The sequence below is a fragment of the Aliivibrio sp. S2TY2 genome (assembly GCF_028765525.1).
Classification (GTDB): Bacteria; Pseudomonadota; Gammaproteobacteria; order Enterobacterales; family Vibrionaceae; genus Aliivibrio; species Aliivibrio finisterrensis_A.
The window spans coordinates 163,118-183,213 of the sequence record NZ_JARACS010000004.1; the positions used below are offsets into that span (position 1 = coordinate 163,118).

General features: G+C 41.6%; 17 protein-coding genes. 5 read left to right on the forward strand and 12 right to left on the reverse strand.

The window, feature by feature from the left end:
- Positions 1-13: 13 nt before the first annotated feature.
- The 7 genes from PVK63_RS08915 to glnA all read right to left on the reverse strand — a co-directional run bounded on the left by PVK63_RS08915 (position 14) and on the right by glnA (position 8,913).
- Positions 14-1,246 carry an outer membrane beta-barrel protein gene (locus tag PVK63_RS08915; protein WP_274440291.1) on the reverse strand — a complete coding sequence of 411 codons (1,233 nt, stop codon included), beginning with the start codon at positions 1,244-1,246 and terminating at the stop codon, positions 14-16.
- 10 nt (positions 1,247-1,256) lie between these two features.
- On the reverse strand, positions 1,257-2,660 hold the full coding sequence (locus tag PVK63_RS08920) for an undecaprenyl-phosphate glucose phosphotransferase (protein ID WP_274440290.1): 1,404 nt from the start codon (positions 2,658-2,660) through the stop codon (positions 1,257-1,259).
- A gap of 401 nt (positions 2,661-3,061) precedes the next feature.
- Positions 3,062-4,063 (reverse strand): adenosine deaminase, encoded by a 1,002-nt coding sequence (gene add / locus PVK63_RS08925; protein WP_274440289.1) that lies wholly within the window; start codon positions 4,061-4,063, stop codon positions 3,062-3,064.
- 164 nt (positions 4,064-4,227) lie between these two features.
- Complete coding sequence (gene glnG / locus PVK63_RS08930; RefSeq protein WP_274440288.1) at positions 4,228-5,631, reverse strand: nitrogen regulation protein NR(I); 1,404 nt, start codon at positions 5,629-5,631, stop codon at positions 4,228-4,230.
- A gap of 42 nt (positions 5,632-5,673) precedes the next feature.
- Positions 5,674-6,729: a nitrogen regulation protein NR(II) gene (gene glnL / locus PVK63_RS08935; protein WP_130047977.1), complete on the reverse strand. Its 1,056-nt coding sequence runs from the start codon at positions 6,727-6,729 to the stop codon at positions 5,674-5,676.
- An 81-nt stretch (positions 6,730-6,810) separates the two neighbouring features.
- Positions 6,811-7,338, reverse strand: coding sequence for a DUF4124 domain-containing protein (locus PVK63_RS08940; protein ID WP_274440287.1), 528 nt, complete (start codon positions 7,336-7,338; stop codon positions 6,811-6,813).
- 165 nt (positions 7,339-7,503) lie between these two features.
- Positions 7,504-8,913 carry a glutamate--ammonia ligase gene (gene glnA / locus PVK63_RS08945; RefSeq protein ID WP_274440286.1) on the reverse strand — a complete coding sequence of 470 codons (1,410 nt, stop codon included), beginning with the start codon at positions 8,911-8,913 and terminating at the stop codon, positions 7,504-7,506.
- A gap of 557 nt (positions 8,914-9,470) precedes the next feature.
- On the opposite strand from glnA, the gene typA reads away from it, so the two are divergent.
- From typA to PVK63_RS08965, 4 genes are all read left to right on the forward strand, one after another.
- Positions 9,471-11,306 (forward strand): translational GTPase TypA, encoded by a 1,836-nt coding sequence (typA, locus tag PVK63_RS08950; RefSeq protein ID WP_151654919.1) that lies wholly within the window; start codon positions 9,471-9,473, stop codon positions 11,304-11,306.
- Positions 11,307-11,438: 132 nt separating this feature from the next.
- Positions 11,439-12,371 (forward strand): virulence factor BrkB family protein, encoded by a 933-nt coding sequence (locus PVK63_RS08955; protein ID WP_130047973.1) that lies wholly within the window; start codon positions 11,439-11,441, stop codon positions 12,369-12,371.
- Entirely contained in the window at positions 12,343-12,777 is a 435-nt protein-coding gene (gene dtd, locus PVK63_RS08960) for a D-aminoacyl-tRNA deacylase (protein ID WP_130047972.1), read from the forward strand. The genes PVK63_RS08955 and dtd overlap by 29 nt, the downstream gene beginning before the upstream one ends.
- Positions 12,778-13,083: 306 nt before the next feature.
- Positions 13,084-13,983, forward strand: coding sequence for a bifunctional GNAT family N-acetyltransferase/hotdog fold thioesterase (locus PVK63_RS08965; protein ID WP_274440285.1), 900 nt, complete (start codon positions 13,084-13,086; stop codon positions 13,981-13,983).
- 343 nt (positions 13,984-14,326) lie between these two features.
- Here PVK63_RS08965 and trmH read toward each other — a convergent pair whose 3' ends face one another.
- The 4 genes from trmH to gmk form a co-directional block, all read right to left on the reverse strand.
- The gene (trmH, locus tag PVK63_RS08970) at positions 14,327-15,016 is read right to left on the reverse strand and encodes a tRNA (guanosine(18)-2'-O)-methyltransferase TrmH (protein WP_274440284.1); all 690 of its coding nucleotides are present in this window, start codon (positions 15,014-15,016) and stop codon (positions 14,327-14,329) included.
- Between the two features lie 219 nt (positions 15,017-15,235).
- Positions 15,236-17,362, reverse strand: coding sequence for a bifunctional GTP diphosphokinase/guanosine-3',5'-bis pyrophosphate 3'-pyrophosphohydrolase (spoT, locus tag PVK63_RS08975; RefSeq protein ID WP_274419049.1), 2,127 nt, complete (start codon positions 17,360-17,362; stop codon positions 15,236-15,238).
- Between the two features lie 53 nt (positions 17,363-17,415).
- Positions 17,416-17,688 (reverse strand): DNA-directed RNA polymerase subunit omega, encoded by a 273-nt coding sequence (gene rpoZ / locus PVK63_RS08980; protein WP_060993374.1) that lies wholly within the window; start codon positions 17,686-17,688, stop codon positions 17,416-17,418.
- A gap of 108 nt (positions 17,689-17,796) precedes the next feature.
- Positions 17,797-18,420, reverse strand: coding sequence for a guanylate kinase (gmk, locus tag PVK63_RS08985; protein ID WP_130045097.1), 624 nt, complete (start codon positions 18,418-18,420; stop codon positions 17,797-17,799).
- Positions 18,421-18,661: 241 nt separating this feature from the next.
- Between gmk and PVK63_RS08990 the strand changes: the two genes are divergently transcribed.
- On the forward strand, positions 18,662-19,087 hold the full coding sequence (locus tag PVK63_RS08990) for a phosphate-starvation-inducible PsiE family protein (protein ID WP_130045095.1): 426 nt from the start codon (positions 18,662-18,664) through the stop codon (positions 19,085-19,087).
- Between the two features lie 81 nt (positions 19,088-19,168).
- Here PVK63_RS08990 and PVK63_RS08995 read toward each other — a convergent pair whose 3' ends face one another.
- Positions 19,169-20,032, reverse strand: coding sequence for a YicC/YloC family endoribonuclease (locus PVK63_RS08995; RefSeq protein ID WP_130047966.1), 864 nt, complete (start codon positions 20,030-20,032; stop codon positions 19,169-19,171).
- Positions 20,033-20,096: the final 64 nt, after the last annotated feature.

The following is a 20,096-nucleotide window of genomic DNA, read 5'->3' on the forward strand; positions in this document are numbered from 1 at the left end:
TTTTGTTATAAATTTAAAAAATCAAACTAGTGGCGATATACCACACGTTTTGGGTGTAAGTATTTGTTGTTATAGAGGAGTCATTATCTTCGTAACGCCATCCCGCTGTAATTTCAGCGTAGTCTCTAAGCTCATACCCAAAAATGAGAGCGGTTTCTACGAGGTCATCTTGACGAGAGCTACTAGAATAATCATCGTTGATTAGTGCAACATTGATGCTGCTATAGAAGTGGGTTTGCCAATAATGCTTCCACGCACCATTAAAGCGCGTTTTGTTGATATAGTTCGCGCCTTGGTCTGGATTTTCTGCTCGTTGAGAGGCGGAAACATTAATCGTTGAGTAATCGAGTGGCTTCCAAGTGACATTGAGATCCCAGCTAAAACCGTTAAAATCTTCTGTGTTGTGATTTTTGTATTTTTTATTTTGCAAACCTAAACGTAATCGGCCTGATGTCTTTCCTGTAATATCCCATTTGGTACCAATAAGGTAATATGCATTTAAATCGTCTTGTGACTGCTTGTTGAAAGGATCACTTAGTCGGTAACGGCGATCAGCTAGATCAACCTCTAACAATAGTTCGGTTGCAGGTCTAATATTGTAATAAAAGGCCATACCACCACCAAACTCATCATAATCATTAAATTTTGAGCTAAATACATCGTTTGGAGAGGAGAGGTTTCGATAGTTTTGATACGTTTTTTTTTCATACTTTAAGTTAGATTCAATACGACCTTTCGCATTTTCTGCACCATAAACATGAGTTAGGTTGGCGTTGTGCAGTGAATACTCGACTGGCTTGCTTGCAATAGTAGAGAATTGATCTCCTGCAAATATACCTGTGCCTCGTTCTTCATGCTCATACAAATAGGTATAGTTAAAACCGATCCCTGAACGTTGATTTATTTGAACAAAATTGTTTGTCATAAACAGATGATCGAGGTAATCATCATCGTGGCTATTGAAGTAGCTGCCTGAATCCATTTGATAAAGGACTTGATATTGATTGCCATTTCTATCTGATTCAACCACTACGCCGGGCTTAACCCTTAGAATATCTGACGACTCAGGTTGTTGGGATGACGAATAGCGGCCAATGTTATCGTTATTCTCTAATGCCATTTCAAATAGAGGGGTAATTTTAAGACCTGATTCGGTAATATACCCATGACTTTTTTCATTGGCATAAACACCACTACTTGCACTTAATAGCGTGGTGGTTATCAGTGCTTTTGTTAATGTCTTCATTACTCGTCCTTTAGTAAGCAGTTTTCCCTGAAAAGCCTTTGAATATGGTTAAGAAAATAATTTTCACATCTAACCAAGTTGACCATGATTGGATGTATTTAAGGTCAAATTCAACACGTTTTTGCATCTTATCAAGCGTATCCGTTTCTCCACGAAATCCTTTGATTTGAGCAAGTCCGGTAATCCCAGGCTTTACTTTGTGTCGTAACATATAGCGCTCAACAATGGTTCGGTATTCTTCATTATGGGCGACTGCGTGAGGGCGTGGGCCGACAATCGACATACGGCCTTGCAATACATTGAAAAATTGTGGAAGTTCATCAAGAGACGTTTTGCGTATAAATGCGCCAAAAGGTGTGATTCTTGGATCGTTCTTTGTCGCTTGTTTAACGATATTACCGTTATCCATTGTACTCATTGAGCGAAATTTCCATACTTTGATTCGGCGTCCATCTAGGCCATAACGGAATTGTTTAAAAATAATTGGGCCAGGTGACGAGAGTTTTACCCCAATCGCAACGCCAATCAGAACTGGGCTGATAAGTAAAATAATGGCGCTTGCAACGACAATGTCTTGTGCTCTTTTTAGCCAACTACTTGAACCATAAAATGGAGTGTCATGGATACTAATGGTCGGAATGTTGCCAATAGCACTGAGTCGTGATTGCATTAAATTATAAATAAAAAAATCAGGGATAAGATAGGTGTTAGCTGTGGTGTCAGAGAAAATACTTAGGTATTGTTTAATGCGCTCACTGGCCTTCATTGGCATCGATATGTAAACATGTTGCACAATACCATTTTGGGAAAGCTTCAACCCTTCAGATACGGTTCCCTGGTAAGGTGCGGGTAAATTATCGAGTGCTAATCGTTCTTTTTCTCGATCATCATAGAAACCGATAACATTAATTCCTAATTCTGGTTGATGTTTAAGTTGATTGGCAAGTTGAATACCGCTGTCAGTGACTCCGATAATAATGGCATCTTTTCGATTATAGCCATAGTTATTCAATGTTCTTAGCACTTGCTTAGCGGCATATCGCCATATGGTGAGTAATATAGGGGTGAGAGTTAACCAAATACCACCAACGACACGAGAGTAGTCAGCACTAACTTTGGAGAAAAATGCGATAACAATTAGTGTGAGAAAGGTAATGAACCAGATCTTACTTAAGCTGAAGACTTCGTCAATAAAACGGTAAACACGCCATGATCGATAGAGGTCATCTCTCTCAGCTACGAACAGATAGGTTAGCATTCCATAAGTAACTATCATTAAGTAGTCTTTATGAAATTCACCAGTATAAAAAATGGAAGAGAAGTATAGAGTAGAAAATATGATAACAGAATCGATTGTTCTGTATATTAGGCCAAGACCTTGATTGTTTTGATGTAATTTAAGATTAGTATCCATACTATAGCCAACAAATAGTTGATTCATCTTTGAGGGGTTAGGGTTATTTAAAAACGCTACCGCCCATGAGTTTCCGGCTCCCAATATGCCATCGTTTTTTTAAAGATTTATGATGTTATAACTTTATAATATGTATTTGGCGTCAAACATCTGACGCCAATATACATGCTAACTTTAATGTGTCAATGTTTCACACGATTTGATTACATTCTTTTTGAAAAACTCGACGCAGAACTCTCTTAGTGGTGGTGTTTTACTGCTATTTGCATTCTTTATGTGCTGTATATTTGTAACTTATTGTTTTTTAGGTTAATAATTTGAGGGGCTTTGTTTTTTAGGGGGAGAGGTGAGCTTGATATAAACCTCAATTTCTTGAGGTTTATCGAATTGATGAGGGAATTCTAACGCTTAGCGGCCATATCACGCAGTGCTTGTTTCTCGGTGTTGCTTAGGAAAGCTAAATCCAATCCGTTGATTTGAATTTGACGCAGCTGTTCTTGAGTTAAACCTACTTTTGGTGCAGCAACTTCATATTCATAAGGAAGTTCAATACCCTCAACAGCAGGATCATCCGTATTAAGACAAACTTTAACACCATAGTTAAGGAAAGTTTTGATAGGGTGCGATTCAAACGAAGCAACCGTACTTGTTTGGATATTTGATGTTAAGCAAGACTCAATACCAATGTTGTTTTTCGCTAAGTATTCCATTAGCTTTGGATCTTCAATCGCTTTTACACCGTGACCGATGCGCACTGCACCAAGCTCGTTGATTGCTTGCCACATACTTTCTGCACCCGCTGCTTCACCGGCGTGAACCGTTACTCGAAGCCCTGCATCACGAACTTGTTTAAAGTGGCTTACAAAGCGATCGCCTGGTTGGCCTAATTCATCACCAGCAAGATCGATAGCAACCAATTTGTTCTTTTGAGTTAGAAGACCATCAAGTTCTTGCTGACAAGCATCTTGACCAAAAGTACGACTCATAATGCCAATTAGGTTTGCTTTTACCCCAAAATCTTTACAGCCAGCTTCAACGCCATCCACTACGGCTTCAACAACGCCTGCAATCGGTAAATTGTGTTTCATTGCCATGTAGTATGGAGAAAAGCGTAATTCAGCGTAATCAATTTGTGCATTCATAGCGTCTTGAACATTTTCGTAAGCTACGCGGCGACATGCTTCTAAATCACCAAGAACCGCCACACCCCAATCAAGTTTAGATAAGAAGGCAACAAGGCTTGGCTCTGCTTCTACGATTTGTACGTGAGGGCGCAATGCTTCAAGATCATAAGCTGGTAATTCTAAGCCAAATTTTTGGCCTAAATCTAAGATAGTTTCAATTCGAATGTTGCCATCAAGGTGGCGATGTAAATCAGTAAGAGGGAGTGTTTTAGTTATCATTATTAACAGTTCCTACAAAAAAGATGTGAATGCGTATAAATATTAAGACTGAGTATAGAGAGACATTATTATGATGTCAGTAGCCGATTGGCTAAAAGCAGCGCAATTTGATGGATTGCGCTTTGATGTTAACTTATTCTGTTGAGGCTGTTCTTTAAAGTATATTATTCAATCTCTTTTAATTTTCGAGTTAAGGTGTTTCTTCCCCAACCAAGCAATTTTGCTGCTTCTTGTTTATGCCCATGAGTATGATTAAGGGCCTTTTCTAATAATATGCGTTCAACATTTGGGATAACTTTATTTAGGATATCCATTTCCCCTTGCTGCAACTGTTTTTCAACCCAATCACTTAATTGCGCTTGCCAATCCTCATTGATGCTTTGTATCGGTGAGCTTGACGTTGCAAATAATTCTTGTGGTAGATCGGCTGAAAGCACTTCTTGGCTGCTTGCCATTACCGTTAACCAGCGACAGGTGTTCTCAAGTTGTCTGACATTACCTGGCCAATCACATTGACTGAGGGCTTTGCTTGCTTCGTTGCTTAGAGTTTTACATTCTATACCAAGCTCTTTGGAAGCGAGGTGCAAGAAATGCTCAGCAAGTTTAGCAATGTCTTCTCGACGCTCCCTTAGTGCAGGAATATGCACGCGAATAACGTTTAGTCGATGAAACAGATCTTCACGGAAGCCTCCATCGGCGACCAGTTTCTCTAAATTTTGATGAGTTGCTGCAATAATTCTGACATCTACTTGCACCGGTGAGTGTCCACCAACACGATAGAATTGCCCATCAGCAAGCACTCGAAGTAGGCGAGTTTGAATATCTAATGGCATATCTCCAATTTCATCAAGAAATAAGGTGCCTCCATTAGCTTGCTCAAATCGTCCCTTTCGAACCGCATTGGCTCCAGTAAAGGCGCCTTTCTCGTGTCCAAAGAGCTCAGATTCAATTAAATCTTTTGGGATTGCCGCCATATTAAGGGCGATAAACTCACTATTTGCTCTTGGGCTGTGACGATGAAGAGCATGGGCAACGAGTTCTTTACCTGTGCCTGATTCTCCGTTGATGAGCACAGAGATAGAGGACCGAGACAAGCGACCAATGGCACGAAACACCTCCTGCATTGCAGGCGCTTCACCAATGATTTCAGGAACATGGTGGGCTTTATTTGGTTTGTTCCCATTTTGTTTCTTCTGCTCTTGGCTGTGAGCGAGTGCGCGCTCAACGAGTGTTAGGGCTTCATCAATATCAAAGGGCTTTGGTAGATACTCAAATGCCCCTTTTTGATAGGCACTAACGGCTGCATCTAAATCCGAATGCGCGGTCATTATAATGACAGGCAGTTCAGGGTAATTTTCTTGAACGTGGTTAAGTAAAGATAGGCCATCCATTCCCGGCATACGAATATCCGATATGAGCACATCTGGCACATTACGCTCTAGGGCTTGAATGACACTTTCAGCATCACCAAAACTTTCACACATCATGTTTGTACTGGTTAAGGTTTTCTCTAATACCCAGCGAATCGAGCTGTCATCATCGACAACCCAAATATATCCTTTGCTCATAAATTGTACTCCGTAGCCACTTAAGTGTGTTATTGGTTATGGTTATTTAAGTGGAAGATAAATAGTAAATACGGTCTTTCCAGGCCAGCTTGTGACGTCAATTTTTCCGTTATGTTGATCGATAAGGTTTTGCGAGATCGAGAGCCCAAGCCCTGTGCCTCCTTCTCGTGCACTGACCATGGGATAGAATAAAGTGTCTTGAATATGGCTAGGTATGCCAGGTCCATTGTCAGTAATATCAATTTTGACAGCAAGGCGATGGCGCTGACCATAAATATTGGTTTGAAAATCAGTACGAGTACGTAAAGTGATAGTGCCATCGGGTTGGTCTTTGAGTACTTCAGCTGCGTTACTAACAATATTGAGGATGGCCTGTTCTATTTGCTCTGCATCCATATCAAAATCGGGCAAGCTAGGGTCATAATCTCGAATGATTCGTACCTGATAACTGGAGTTAAGCTCAATCAGTTGGCGGACTTTTTCAATGACAGCGTGTAGGTTTTCTGGTTTTTTGTGGCCTAATTTTTGAGGCCCTAATAGGCGATCAACTAAGTTTCGCAGTCGGTCTGCTTGCTCAATAATGATTTGAGTGTACTCATGTAATTCAGGTTTTGGCAGCATTCGTTCGAGCAGTTGTGCTGCGCCACGTAACCCCCCTAATGGGTTTTTAATTTCATGAGCCAAACTACGAACCAAGACTTTAGCGGCTTGTTGTTGAGCATGTTGATTAATCTCTTGAGACAAACGGCGTTGTTGTTCGATTTGGCGAATTTCAACCAATAGGTAAAGTGATTTTTCGATCTCAATGGGGCTTGATGTGACTTCAATATAAAGTGATCGGTCATCAATCATGATTTGAACATCACTATCCGTCACGCTCTGGCCTGTTGTTAGCGGTTGCATTAAGGTGGAGAGATCAAATTTAGAGTGGTGAAATAGCTCATCAAAACGATGTTGAGCCATTCGCTGCGCGCTTTGAGAAAAGAGTTGCTCTGCTGCTGGATTGGCATAATGAATAGTACGGTGATCATCCAGTAATAAAATCGCCGTTACTTGGTGCTCAAGCAGCTGTGTTGAAAAGTCCATCGTTAACATCATCGTCCTTGTATCGCAAAACCCATCTTGCACCATTGTAGTGCATTGCACCTTGCTTGTCAGACAGGAACTGAAGCGGTTCCTTTAGTTTGTTGATGGGCGATGCAAAAAAACAGTAATAATAGGTGATGATGCAATTCTCTTGCCGTCTTTCAGAGCAATAACGGTAATGAGGTGGGTTCCTCTATTTATGTTTTTTAGTTTCCACTCGGTGGATGTTTGTGGCGGACCATAAGGTGCACCATCGAGCAGTAACTGTAATTTTTCATTAATGCTGAGCTTACGTGTGAGTTCAGTTAATACGGTGATATGACCTCGAGAACTGCGGATTGTTTCTTCTTGTTGTAAGTTAGTCACTGAGATAGCGAGTGGCTTGAGTTTCTTTTTCATTGGCTTGGTTGTGGGTGCTGTTTTTTTCGAATGTTCAGGCACTGCTGGCGAGGTTTCAAGGCTAGTAGTAGGTGACAAAGAGATCGTTGTTACAGGCCCCTTACTAAGAGGTGCGCTATCACTAAAATGGCGAACGCCCTTACTGTCTTCCCAGGTGTAAATCGTATTAGCGAAAATAGATGCTGAGAGTAAGCTAAAAAGGATGAAAAAAATATAACGCATAATGTCACCATGGTATTGATGTCATAACGATACTGCAGAAATGAAATCTAGGTAAGTGTGAGCCTATTAGAATTACTGTTAAAAGAGAAATTGCCAACATAAAAAAGGCTCGCTTGTGAAGCGAGCCTAAAAATAGCAATTTGATTTCAAACTGTTGCGTCAGAATTAAACTGAGTAATACATTTCAAACTCAAGTGGGTGAACCGCTGTGTTGATTGCTTCAACATCTTGAGACTTAAGTTTGATGTAAGAATCAATAAAGTCATCAGAGAACACGCCGCCAGAGGTTAAGAATTCACGGTCAGTATCTAGCGCTTGTAGAGCAACATCTAGAGACTCAGCTACTGTTGGGATTTCTGCCGCTTCTTCCGCAGGAAGGTCGTACAGATCCTTATCCATAGCTTCACCTGGGTGGATCTTGTTCTTAATTCCGTCAAGACCAGCCATTAGCATTGCTGAGTAGCATAGGTATGGGTTAGCCGCTGGGTCACCAAAACGAACTTCGATACGACGTGCTTTCGGGCTTGGTACCACAGGGATACGGATAGAAGCAGAACGGTTACGTGCAGAGTATGCAAGCATAACAGGTGCTTCAAATCCAGGAACAAGACGCTTGTATGAGTTTGTTGATGGGTTAGCAAATGCGTTGATTGCACGAGCATGCTTGATGATGCCGCCAATGTAGTAGATAGCCATTTCAGATAGGCCGCCGTACTTATCACCAGCAAACAGGTTTACACCGTCTTTTGCTAGAGATTGGTGAACGTGCATACCAGAACCGTTATCGCCAACCAGTGGTTTAGGCATGAAAGTCGCTGTTTTACCGTAAGCGTGCGCTACGTTATGAACAACGTACTTATAGATTTGAGTCTCATCTGCTTTTGTTGTTAGTGTGTTGAAGCGTGTTGCGATCTCATTTTGACCAGCAGTTGCTACTTCATGGTGGTGTGCTTCAACAACAAGGCCCATTTCTTCCATGATTAAACACATAGCAGAACGGATATCTTGAGAAGAATCAACAGGAGCTACTGGGAAGTAACCGCCTTTAACACCTGGACGGTGGCCTTTATTGCCGCCTTCGTATTCAGTACCTGAGTTCCAAGCTGCTTCGATATCGTCAATTTTGAAGAAAGAACCAGACATGTCAGTGTTGAAACGAACATCATCAAATAGGAAGAATTCTGGCTCAGGACCGATTAGCACAGTGTCAGCGATACCTGTTGAACGCATGTATTCTTCAGAACGCTTAGCGATAGAGCGTGGGTCACGATCGTAACCTTGCAGTGTTGCTGGTTCAAGAATGTCACAACGAATGTTTAGTGTTGGATCCGCTGTGAATGGGTCAAGTACCGCACTTGCTGCATCTGGCATCATTACCATGTCAGATTCGTTAATGCCTTTCCAGCCTGCAACTGAAGAACCATCGAACATTTTACCTTCTTCAAAGAAGTCGGCGTCAACTTGATGAGAAGGAATTGAGATATGTTGCTCTTTACCTTTTGTATCGGTAAAGCGTAAATCAATAAATTTTACTTCGTTCTCTTGAATTAGAGCTAATACGTTTTCTACTGACATGTAGGATAACCTCCAGTGTTATAATATAAATATTGGCCAGCTAAGCTGTTATTTACTATGTAGCTAGAACTGTGCCAAAAGTAATAATCCTTTATTATTAATGACTTGCGTTTTTAATTTACTAAAACCCATCTTTAACTGCACTAATTTGATCCCTGTTTGCACCATTATTGTGCGTTGCAATAGGAAAGTGCAGATAAAAATAAATTGTCATTAATTACTTCTATCCGCTATTCAGCAGTGAAATGGAAAATTTGTCAATCTAATTCCAACATAAAATTAAATTATTAGTAACAATGCTGCTCTTAAGGTATTGATAAATATATCCTTTAGTTTTTTGGTAAAGATAATAAAGTTATTAGCTAGATTGCATAAACCTCGCTAGAGTTGGTCGTTTTTACAGCGTTTTTTGGGGCTGTATTAAATTAATTTAAAAATAATTGTGTCTTTAATCACATATTTCGTGGGTTTTGCGCTAAAATCTGTTAAATTATTGACCGTTTTTAAACCAAGTAGTGCCAATGGTGGCTCTACATGCTCTGAGTGAATTTGAATCCATGTCTACTCCACAGATTGATAAACTAAGAAATATCGCAATTATTGCGCACGTTGACCACGGTAAAACAACCTTGGTTGATAAGCTATTACAACAATCAGGCACACTAGAATCATCTCGTGGTGAGACTGAAGAACGCGTAATGGACTCGAACGACATCGAGAAAGAGCGTGGTATTACGATCCTTGCTAAAAATACAGCAATTAACTGGAACGATTACCGCATCAACATCGTAGATACTCCTGGACACGCCGATTTCGGTGGTGAAGTTGAGCGTATCATGTCTATGGTTGATTCTGTTCTTCTTATCGTAGATGCTGTTGACGGCCCAATGCCTCAAACGCGTTTCGTTACACAAAAAGCATTCTCACACGGTCTTAAGCCAATCGTTGTAATCAACAAGATTGACCGTCCTGGTGCTCGTCCTGATTGGGTTATGGATCAAATCTTTGATCTATTCGACAACTTAGGCGCAACTGATGAGCAACTAGACTTCACTACTGTTTACGCATCAGCACTTAACGGCTGGGCGACAATGGAAGAAGGCGAGACTGGCGAAAACATGGAACCATTGTTCCAAGCAGTAGTTGATAACGTAGATGCGCCAAGCGTAGACATCGACGGTTCTCTACAAATGCAAGTTTCTCAACTAGATTACAACTCTTATGTTGGTGTTATCGGTGTTTGTCGTGTTACTCGTGGTTCTGTAAAAGCAAACCAACAAGTAACTATCGTAGGCGCAGATGGTTCTAAGCGTAATGGTAAAGTAGGTACAGTTCTTGGCTACCTAGGTCTTGACCGTCACGAAGTTGAAGTTGCAAATGCTGGTGACATCATTGCAATCACAGGTCTTGGTGAGCTGAAAATTTCAGACACAATCTGTGACGTAAACAACGTTGAAGCGATGAAGCCACTGTCTGTTGATGAACCAACAGTAACAATGACTTTCCAAGTAAACAACTCACCTTTCGCTGGTAAAGAAGGTAAGTTCGTTACTTCACGTAACATCCTTGAGCGTCTAGAAAAAGAACTAGTTCACAACGTAGCATTACGTGTTGAGCAAGCGTCAGATCCAGATAAATTCCGCGTATCAGGCCGTGGTGAACTTCACCTATCTATCCTGATCGAAAACATGCGTCGTGAAGGTTTCGAGCTAGCAGTATCTCGTCCAGAAGTTATCATCAAACATGATGAAAACGGTGTTCTAACAGAACCGTTTGAAACAGTAACTATCGATGTTATGGAAGAGCACCAAGGTGCAATCATGGAAAACATCGGTATCCGTAAGGGTGAGCTAACAGATATGGCTCCAGATGGTAAAGGCCGTATTCGTATGGACTTCATGATGCCTTCTCGTGGTCTTATCGGTTTCCAAACTGAATTCCTAACAATGACGTCTGGTTCTGGTCTAATTTACCACTCGTTTGATCACTACGGTCCACACAAAGGTGGCGAAATTGGTCAACGTGCTAACGGCGTATTAATCTCGAACGGTATGGGTAAAGCAGTAACTTACTCTCTATTCAACCTTCAAGATCGTGGCCGTTTATTTGCAGAGCACGGTGATGAAGTATATGAAGGTCAAATCATCGGTATTCATAACCGTGCTAACGACCTGACTATCAACTGTCTACGTGGTAAGCAACTGACTAACGTACGTGCATCTGGTACTGATGAAGCTCAAACGCTTTCTCCTGCTATCAAATACACACTTGAGCAAGCTCTAGAATTCATCGATGATGATGAACTAGTAGAAGTAACACCAGTAAGCATCCGTATCCGTAAGCGTCATCTTACAGAGAACGATCGTAAACGTGCTGGTCGTGCACCTAAGTAATTATTGATTCGGATTTAACTTTAGTTAAATCACAAATCAAATAAAATTTAAAATCCCTTTGCAGTTGACTGCAAGGGGATTTTTTTTATCTGTTATGATGTACAAAGGCCGATATTTTTAAAGAGTGAATTGATGGAAGAAAAAATCAAACATAAGCTAAGGATTAGCTGGTCATATCTGCTTTTCTTAAAGCAACGGATTATCCATGACAGACTAACCGTCAGTGCCGGATATATGGCCTACATTACGTTATTGTCTTTGGTGCCGTTAATTACCGTTTTATTGTCTGTATTGTCGCAATTTCCAATCTTCTCTGGTGCAGGAGACACAATACAGGCATTTGTGATTCAGAATTTTGTACCCGCTGCCAGTGATGCAGTTGAAGCCAGTTTAAAAGAGTTTATTTCTAATACAGGAAAGATGACGGCGGTCGGTTCTGGATTCTTATTTGTTGCTTCAGTAATGCTGATTTCTGCTATCGATAAAAGTTTGAATTATATTTGGCGAGTAAAGAAAAAGCGTCGTCCAATGTATTCATTTTCTTTGTATTGGATGATCTTAACTTTAGGCCCTTTATTGGTCGGTGCAAGTTTAGCTGCGACGTCATATGTGACTTCACTAAAGATCATGGATGATGAAATAGTGTCGAGTTTTTACCGGACTTTATTAGGTTGGTTGCCTATCATATTGTCGTTCTCAGCATTTGTTGGTTTGTATTTATTAGTGCCGAACAAAAAGGTTCGAATAACGCATGCGCTTGTTGGAGCTATGTCTGCAGGTTGCTTATTTGAGTTTAGTAAAGTGGGGTTTGCGCAATACATAACACAATTTCCATCGTACCAAGTGATTTATGGCGCGTTGGCTGCGGTACCCATTTTATTTGTTTGGGTTTATTTATGTTGGATTATTGTCTTAATTGGCGCTGAAATTACAGCAAGTCTCGGCGAGTTTGAGGGATGGAGAGCTGGTAAGGTAAGCACTAATATATTGGAATCAGACATTAAAGCATTAACAGAACAACAAGGGTTGATAGAAAGTGATAGCACTGATCCAGAGAGTAAGTGAAGCTGCTGTAAAAGTAGATGGCGAGATTACCGGTGAAATTAATCAAGGTTTATTAATTTTATTAGGCGTTGAAAAAGAAGATGATGAAGCAAAAGCTAAGCGTCTAATGGAAAGAGTATTAACTTACCGAATCTTTGAAGATCAAGACGGTAAGATGAACTTAAATGTGCAACAAGTAAATGGTAGCGTATTGGTTGTATCGCAATTTACGCTACCTGCAGATACCAAGAAGGGCACTCGCCCAGGTTTTTCAAAAGGGGCGCATCCTGTGGATGCAGAGCGCTTATATGACTACTTCTCTGACTTATGTGAAGAGAAGTTACATACTCAAAGAGGACGTTTTGCTGCGGACATGAAGGTGTCGCTAGTGAATGATGGTCCAGTGACGTTTTGGTTGCAGGTTTAAGGGTAGAGATTAGGTTCGAGGAGTAACGGCTGAGAGTTTAGATTCGCTTGCTGTTTTGCTCCTCCCTCTTAGTAAGGGGGAGGTTGGGAGGGGGTCAAGAACTAACAGCGTATAATCAAGGTGGATTGGTATTCAATTCTACTTGTCTCGCAATGACCCCTCCCTAACCCTCCCCTTATTAAGGGGGAGGGAACAGTATATTTTACGCTGAAATCACAACGATCACCCTTGAGCCCAGCAAGGGAGCTTGCGACCGATCTGAACCCTTAGCTCTTTCTCACCCTTAACAACAATAAAAGGATTTATATGTTTCGATTGATCACACCAACCACAGACGCGGAATTAAAAGCGTATTACCATTTTCGTTGGCAAGTATTGCGTGAGCCCTGGCGTCAGCCTGAAGGCTCTGAGCGTGATGCGTATGATGACATGAGCCAACATCGAATGATTTTAGATGGTCGTGATCAACCTGTCGCAGTAGGGCGTTTATATTTAACGCCTGATAATGATGGCCAAATTCGCTATATGGCCGTTGCAGCACATTGTCGAGGCAAAGGTATAGGCGCATTGATTTTAGTGGCTCTGGAGTCTTATGCGCGCCAAGAGAATGCTAAACGTCTGGTATGTAATGCTCGTGAAGATGCAATTCCTTTCTATGTGAGAAATGGATTTACTAACCAAGGTGAACTGAGTGATGAGAGAGGCCCAATTCGTCACCAACAAATGCTTAAACATTTAGATCCTCTGGCTGATGTACTTCGACGTCCAGATTGGTGCGCAGAGCTTCAAAAACGTTGGGAAAATGAAATTCCAATCAGTGATAAAATGGGCATAAAAATCACTCAATATACAGGTTATCGCTTTGAAGTCAGTGCGATTTTAAATGCGAATCTAAATCCGCATAATACGATGTTTGCAGGCAGCATCTTTACGATGGGAACCCTGACTGCTTGGGGGATGGTATGGCTGCTGCTAAAAGAGCAAGGTTTAGATGCAACCAGTATTATGTTGGTAGACAGTCATATTCGTTATCGCCAACCGATCACCGAAAATCCAAAAGGCATTACGTCATTAAACTGTTTGCAAGGGGACTTTGACCGCTTGAAATTAGGCAAGAGAGCCAGAGTGAAAGTGAAGGTTGATTTATGTAATGGGGAGCAGCCAGCGGCCGAGTTTTCAGGAACGTTTATGTTGATGAGGGATTGAGAGTAGGACGCAACAAGTTGCTGAAGGGCGCTTCGCTTGAGGACGGACTTCGTCCTAAAGGATTCAGGAAGAGCAAGAGCAGAGCTCAGAGGTTTTCTTTTTGGCTTTTAGCTCCTCCCCCTTACTAAGGGGGAGGCTGGGAGGGGGTCAAGAACCAACAGCGTATAATTAAGGTTGATTGGTACTCAATTTTACCTGTATCGCAATGACCCCTCCTTAACCCTCCCCTTATTAAAGGGAGGGAACAGTATTGTAATCTCTATTGTAATCTCTGAAATCACAACGATCACCTCTGAACTCTGCAAGGGAGCTTGCGACCGATCTGAGCCCTAAGCTCTAGCCCCTAATCCGCCGCCTGCATTCTTGCCCACCACGCTTCATCCGCCACGATCTGCCCAGTTTCATCAAGCTGCGGTAATTCAAGGCCTTTACGTTTGGCTACTTTCGCAAGTACAGGGTGGCCACGCTCAAACAACACCTTATTGATGTACTCTTTTGGTAACATACTCTCTTCACGGTCATACATACCGGCTAAATCGCGTTGACGTTGTGCTTCATACAAAACTAATGCACTAGCAACAGAAACATTCAGAGATTGCACCATACCGACCATAGGAATAATAATATCCTGATCTGCGAGGGCTAAAGCTTCTTTGCTGATCCCAGTTTTTTCACTGCCTAAAATGATAGCGGTTGGCTTGGTGTAATCAATTTCACGAAAATCGACGGCCGTATCAGACAAGTTAGTTGCTAAAATTTGCATGCCTTGCTCTTTTAAAACAGCAACAGCATCCTCAATACTCTTATGAGTTTCAACATCAACCCAGTTACGAGCCCCAGCTGAGGTATGCCCTAACATTTGCATTTGCTCTGTTGGCCATACCGCATGAATCTTATGGATGCCGGTTGCATCGGCTGTACGAACAATGGCAGAAACGTTATTGGATTTATGGGTTTCTTCTAAGCACAGAGTAAGATCAGTTTGACGAGCTTTTAATACGGAAGTAATTCGTTGATAGCGTTCTAAGTTCATGATTTTTATTTCTTGAAATAGGTGAGTAAGAGCAGGGCGCAGCAAGCTGCTTAAGGTTGCTTCGCTTAAGGAAGACTTCGTCCCACAGTCGCTACGCTTGAGAAGAGCAAATTAAAGAGATTACTATCTTTTTATTGATCTTGAATGTTTAAGCGTAGCGTCCTCAGGCAGCTTGCTGTTCCTTAAGCGAAGCGCCCTTAAGACGAAGTCGCACTGCCTTTAGTTCTTATGCCTACGAACTTTCAGTGCGTGTGGCATAACACGAATTCGACGCATGATCTCCGCTAAGTGCGTACGATCTTTAGCCGTTAATTCAACCGTAATTGTGTATAAACGGCCGTCTTTCTCTTCGGTACTAATACCACGGATATTTGAGCCCGTACCTGCAATTACATTGGCTAAATCGGCTAATGCACCTTGGTGGTTCTGAATATCAATATCCAGAGCAGTTGCGAATTCTTGATCGAACTCATCAGCCCACTCAACGCCCATGTACTTATCAAGTTCTTTTTGATAACCACGAACGTTTGCACACTCTTCCATGTGAACCACAAGACCACGGCCAGGGCTTACATGAGCAATGATGTGATCGCCAGGAATTGGACGACAACAATTAGCGAAGGTCAGCAAGATACCGTCAGCACCACGGATGGGTAATTTTTTACCTGTACTGGTTTCAATGTTTGATGAGTCTTGCTCTGTTAGTTCATCCGCATCGCCAAGTAGACGACGAGCAACCACAATACTCATTAACTCACCAAGACCAATGGCCGCCAGTAAATCCTCAGTGTCTGCAAGCTTAAGATCAGACAGAACATGAGTAATGTTATCTTGTGAAATATCATCCAGAGATACATTGTGGCCCAGCGCATGGTTAAGTAGACGGCGACCTAAAATCACAGAGTCTTCTTTACGCATGGTTTTCAGTACTTGGCGGATCTTAGTACGAGCTTTTGAGGTCACTACATAGTTTAACCAAGCTGCATTTGGACGCGCACCTGGAGCACTGATGATCTCAACCGTTTGGCCGCTTTTCAGTGGTTTACTTAGAGGGTAAGGTTGACGGTTAACGCGTGAACCAACACAGCTGTTACCAACATCAGAGTGAACGGCATAAGCAAAATCAACCGCAGTTGCGCCAACAGGCAGTTCAAAAATGCGGCCTTTTGGTGTGAAGACGTAAATTTCGTTCGGGAATAGATCCGATTTTACGTTTTCAATAAATTCAAATGAGCTACCTGCACTTTGTTGAAGTTCAAGTAAGCTTTGCATCCAGCGCTGAGCGCGGATTTGAGCGGTAGTACTAGAGTTATCACCCTCTTTGTACGACCAATGTGCCGCTACACCTTTATTTGCCATTTGTTCCATGTCTTCAGTACGGATCTGTACTTCAACTGGAACGCCGTGAGGGCCAACCATAGAGGTATGAAGAGATTGATAACCATTGGCTTTTGGTACAGCAATGTAATCTTTAATACGGCCTGGGCGAGGCTTATAAATACTATGAACCTGGCCTAGTGCGCGATAACACGTATCGACATTGTCAGTAATCACTCGGAACGCGTAGATATCCATAATAGTATGGAAACGCTGCTCTTTATTTTTCATTTTATTGTAAATAGCGAACAGGTTTTTCTCTCTACCAATCACTCGACCTTTAATGCCAGCTTCAGCAATACGGCCTTCAATTTCTGAGTGAATTTTTTGGATCATCTCTTTACGGTTACCACGAGCTGACTTTACCACTTCTTTTAATACGCGATAGCGATTTGGGTAAAGGGCTTCAAAACCTAACTCTTCAAGTTCAGTTTTAATGTTGTGGATACCAAGGCGATGCGCCAAAGGAGAGAATATTTCTAAGGTTTCACGAGCAATGCGACGACGTTTATCAGGGCGTAATGCACCTAATGTACGCATGTTGTGGGTACGGTCAGCAAGTTTGATCAAAATAACGCGGATGTCTTGCACCATCGCCATGACCATTTTTCGGAAGTTTTCAGCCTGTGCTTCTTTTTTATCGCGGAACTTGAGTTTGTCCAGCTTAGAAACGCCATCCACTAATTCAGCAACCGTATCGCCAAATTGTTCTGCTAGCTCTTCCTTGCTAACTTCAGTGTCTTCAATAACATCGTGAAGCAGTGCAGCCATTAGCGTTTTATGGTCGAGTCGCATTTCTGCAAGAATACGAGCCACAGCTACTGGGTGAATGATGTAAGGTTCGCCACTTGAGCGAGTCTGCCCTTCATGGGCCTCTTTTGCTACCAGGTAAGATCGACGAAGAGCCTCAATGTGAGGCTCTGGCAGGTAATCTTTGGCAACATCTTTCAGGCTATCGAATAAATCCAAATTTCGCCCCGTCAGGTTTGCTGTAATTTATAATCTATAAAAGATTATAGAGATTAACGATTGTGTGTGATTGAGCTTACTGCTGCTAATTCAGCGGCATCTTGCTCTTGTTGCTCTTGACGTTCACGAGCATCAAGTAATTCTTTAGTGATCAGGCCTTCTTCAATTTCACGAAGAGCGATAACAGTCGTTTTATCGTTCTCTTCAGGCACTAGCGCATCTTTACCACCAGTTTGCATTTGACGTGCGCGACGAGATGAAACTAAAACAAGGTCGAAACGGTTGCCGATTTTTTCAACTGCGTCTTGAACGGTTACACGTGCCATGAGGACTCCAATTTATTAACAAAAATAGTTATATGTTGAGAAAGTATACAAGTAACTAGTATAAGTTTCTAGCTAGGGTTACGAGATACTAATAGAAATACGAAGAAATTAGTCGGCTAATAGCGCGTCTAACATGCCTTTGTATTTCATAGTTTGTTTGTCTTGCTTTAAACGCTCTGCACGGATAATGGAACGGAAGTCCATTTGTGCAGTATCAAAGTCATCATTAATAATCACATAATCGTATTCATCATAGTGAGAAATTTCTGACTTTGCTTCGCTCATGCGCTTAGCAATAACAGCATCGCTGTCTTGACCACGTGCATTTAGGCGTCGTTCAAGTTCTCCATTTGATGGAGGTAAAATGAACACACTTTTTGCTAAAGGCATTTGTTCACGGATTTGACGAGCGCCTTGCCAGTCAATGTCCAAGAATACATCAATGCCTTTATCAAGCGTTTCTTCGATCCATACACGAGAGGTTCCGTAATAATTACCAAACACTTCCGCATATTCTAAGAATTCATTTTTTCCAATCAACTCTTCAAAATGCTCTTTCTGAATAAAGTGATAATGAACACCATCAGTTTCTCCTGGGCGCATACCACGAGTAGTATGAGACACAGAGACTTTCATAGCATAAGTTGGGTTGCTTTCTAACAGTGCCGAGATCAAACTCGACTTACCAGCACCACTTGGCGCTGACACAATATAAAGTGTACCTTTACTCATGATGGATTCTCTTGGGAGTTATGGCATTTCTCTTTACGTTACACTTTAAAAGGTAAAATAAAGATGGATGCGAAGCATAGAAAATTGGGTGGCGAAGAATAGCACAATCGAGAATTAATTTGAATGAAATAAATACGCTAATTGAAATAATAATTTTGTGTTAACTTGGCTTGGCACTATCATTAGAGCGTAACCAATTAATTATCATATTTATTATAGCAATAACGGTGGATAACTCCTTATGCCTTCTCATTTACCCAAATCATTTAGTAAGCCTTTCTTAAAAGTATTTCATATTTTAGAAGCGATCCTGTTGGTTGCGATAACGTTAGCGACCTTATTTGCGATGGTGAATGAATTTATTCATGTTTTTGTTGAGCAGCAAATTCAGTTAACTGATATTTTATTGATGTTTATCTATCTTGAAGTGTTGGCCATGGTGCAGCAATTTGTGATGAACGGAAAAATCCCGGTGCGTTACCCTATCTATATCGCTATGATGGCCATTGCTCGTTACATCACGCTAGGAATGAAAGAGATCGATGCGGTATTAGTGGTTTGGTTGGCGCTAGCGGCCTTTATCCTTGCAGCAGCGACATTATTGATCCGTGTTGGGCATCATTATTGGCCGTATGAAATAAACGAAAACAAACATCATGATGAGTAGTGAGTAATTCCAATCCAGATAATAAAAAGCCTCGAAGATATGCATCAACGAGGCTTTTTTGTAAGCGATGATCAGAACTGATTATTCAATATTCTGAATTTGTTCACGCATTTGTTCGATAAGTACTTTTAACTCAACACCCGATGCTGTGATGTCTGTGCTAATAGATTTAGACGCCAGCGTATTTGCTTCACGGTTAAATTCTTGCATCATGAAATCAAGTTTACGGCCACAAGCGCCGCCTTTCTTCATTACGTTGGTTGTTTCTTTTACGTGTGAATCTAAACGGTCTAGCTCTTCAGCTACGTCAGATTTTTGAGCAAGAAGGATAAGCTCTTGTTCAACACGAGAAGAGTCTAATTCAATTTTCGCATCTTCAAATTTAGTTAGCAGACGGTTACGTTGCCATTCTAGAATCTCAGGCATACGAGCACGAACTTTTGCGGCTTCTTCAGTGATCGCATCTAAACGCTGAACGATCAGTGCTTTCATGTTTTCGCCTTCGCTCGCACGTGCTTCAACAAAATCATTCACAGCCAGTTCAAATTCCGCCAATAATTCTTTATTGATTGAATCGAAATCTTGCTCTGGTGCTTCCATCACACCTTGCCATTGCAGAACTTGGAAAGGGTTAATGCCGCCTTCGCCAGATTCTGTTTTCACCCACTGCGCCGCTTTAATTACTTGGCGAGCTAAATCTTCATTAATTTTTAGTTCGTTGCTTGCTGCGTTGTTTGCTTCAAAACGTAGATGACATTCTACTTTACCGCGAGCAAGACGCTTACGGAAACGCTCACGAAGAACAGGCTCTAAACCTCGGAACTGTTCTGGCATACGGAAATAAGTTTCTAAATAACGTTGGTTCACTGAGCGGATTTCCCACACAGCGTTACCCCAATCAGCTTTTACTTCGCGGCGTGCATAAGCCGTCATACTGTAGATCATGTAAGCGTCCTCAAATCATCAATAGGAAGGATGATGAATAAAATATCGCAATACTATAACAGAT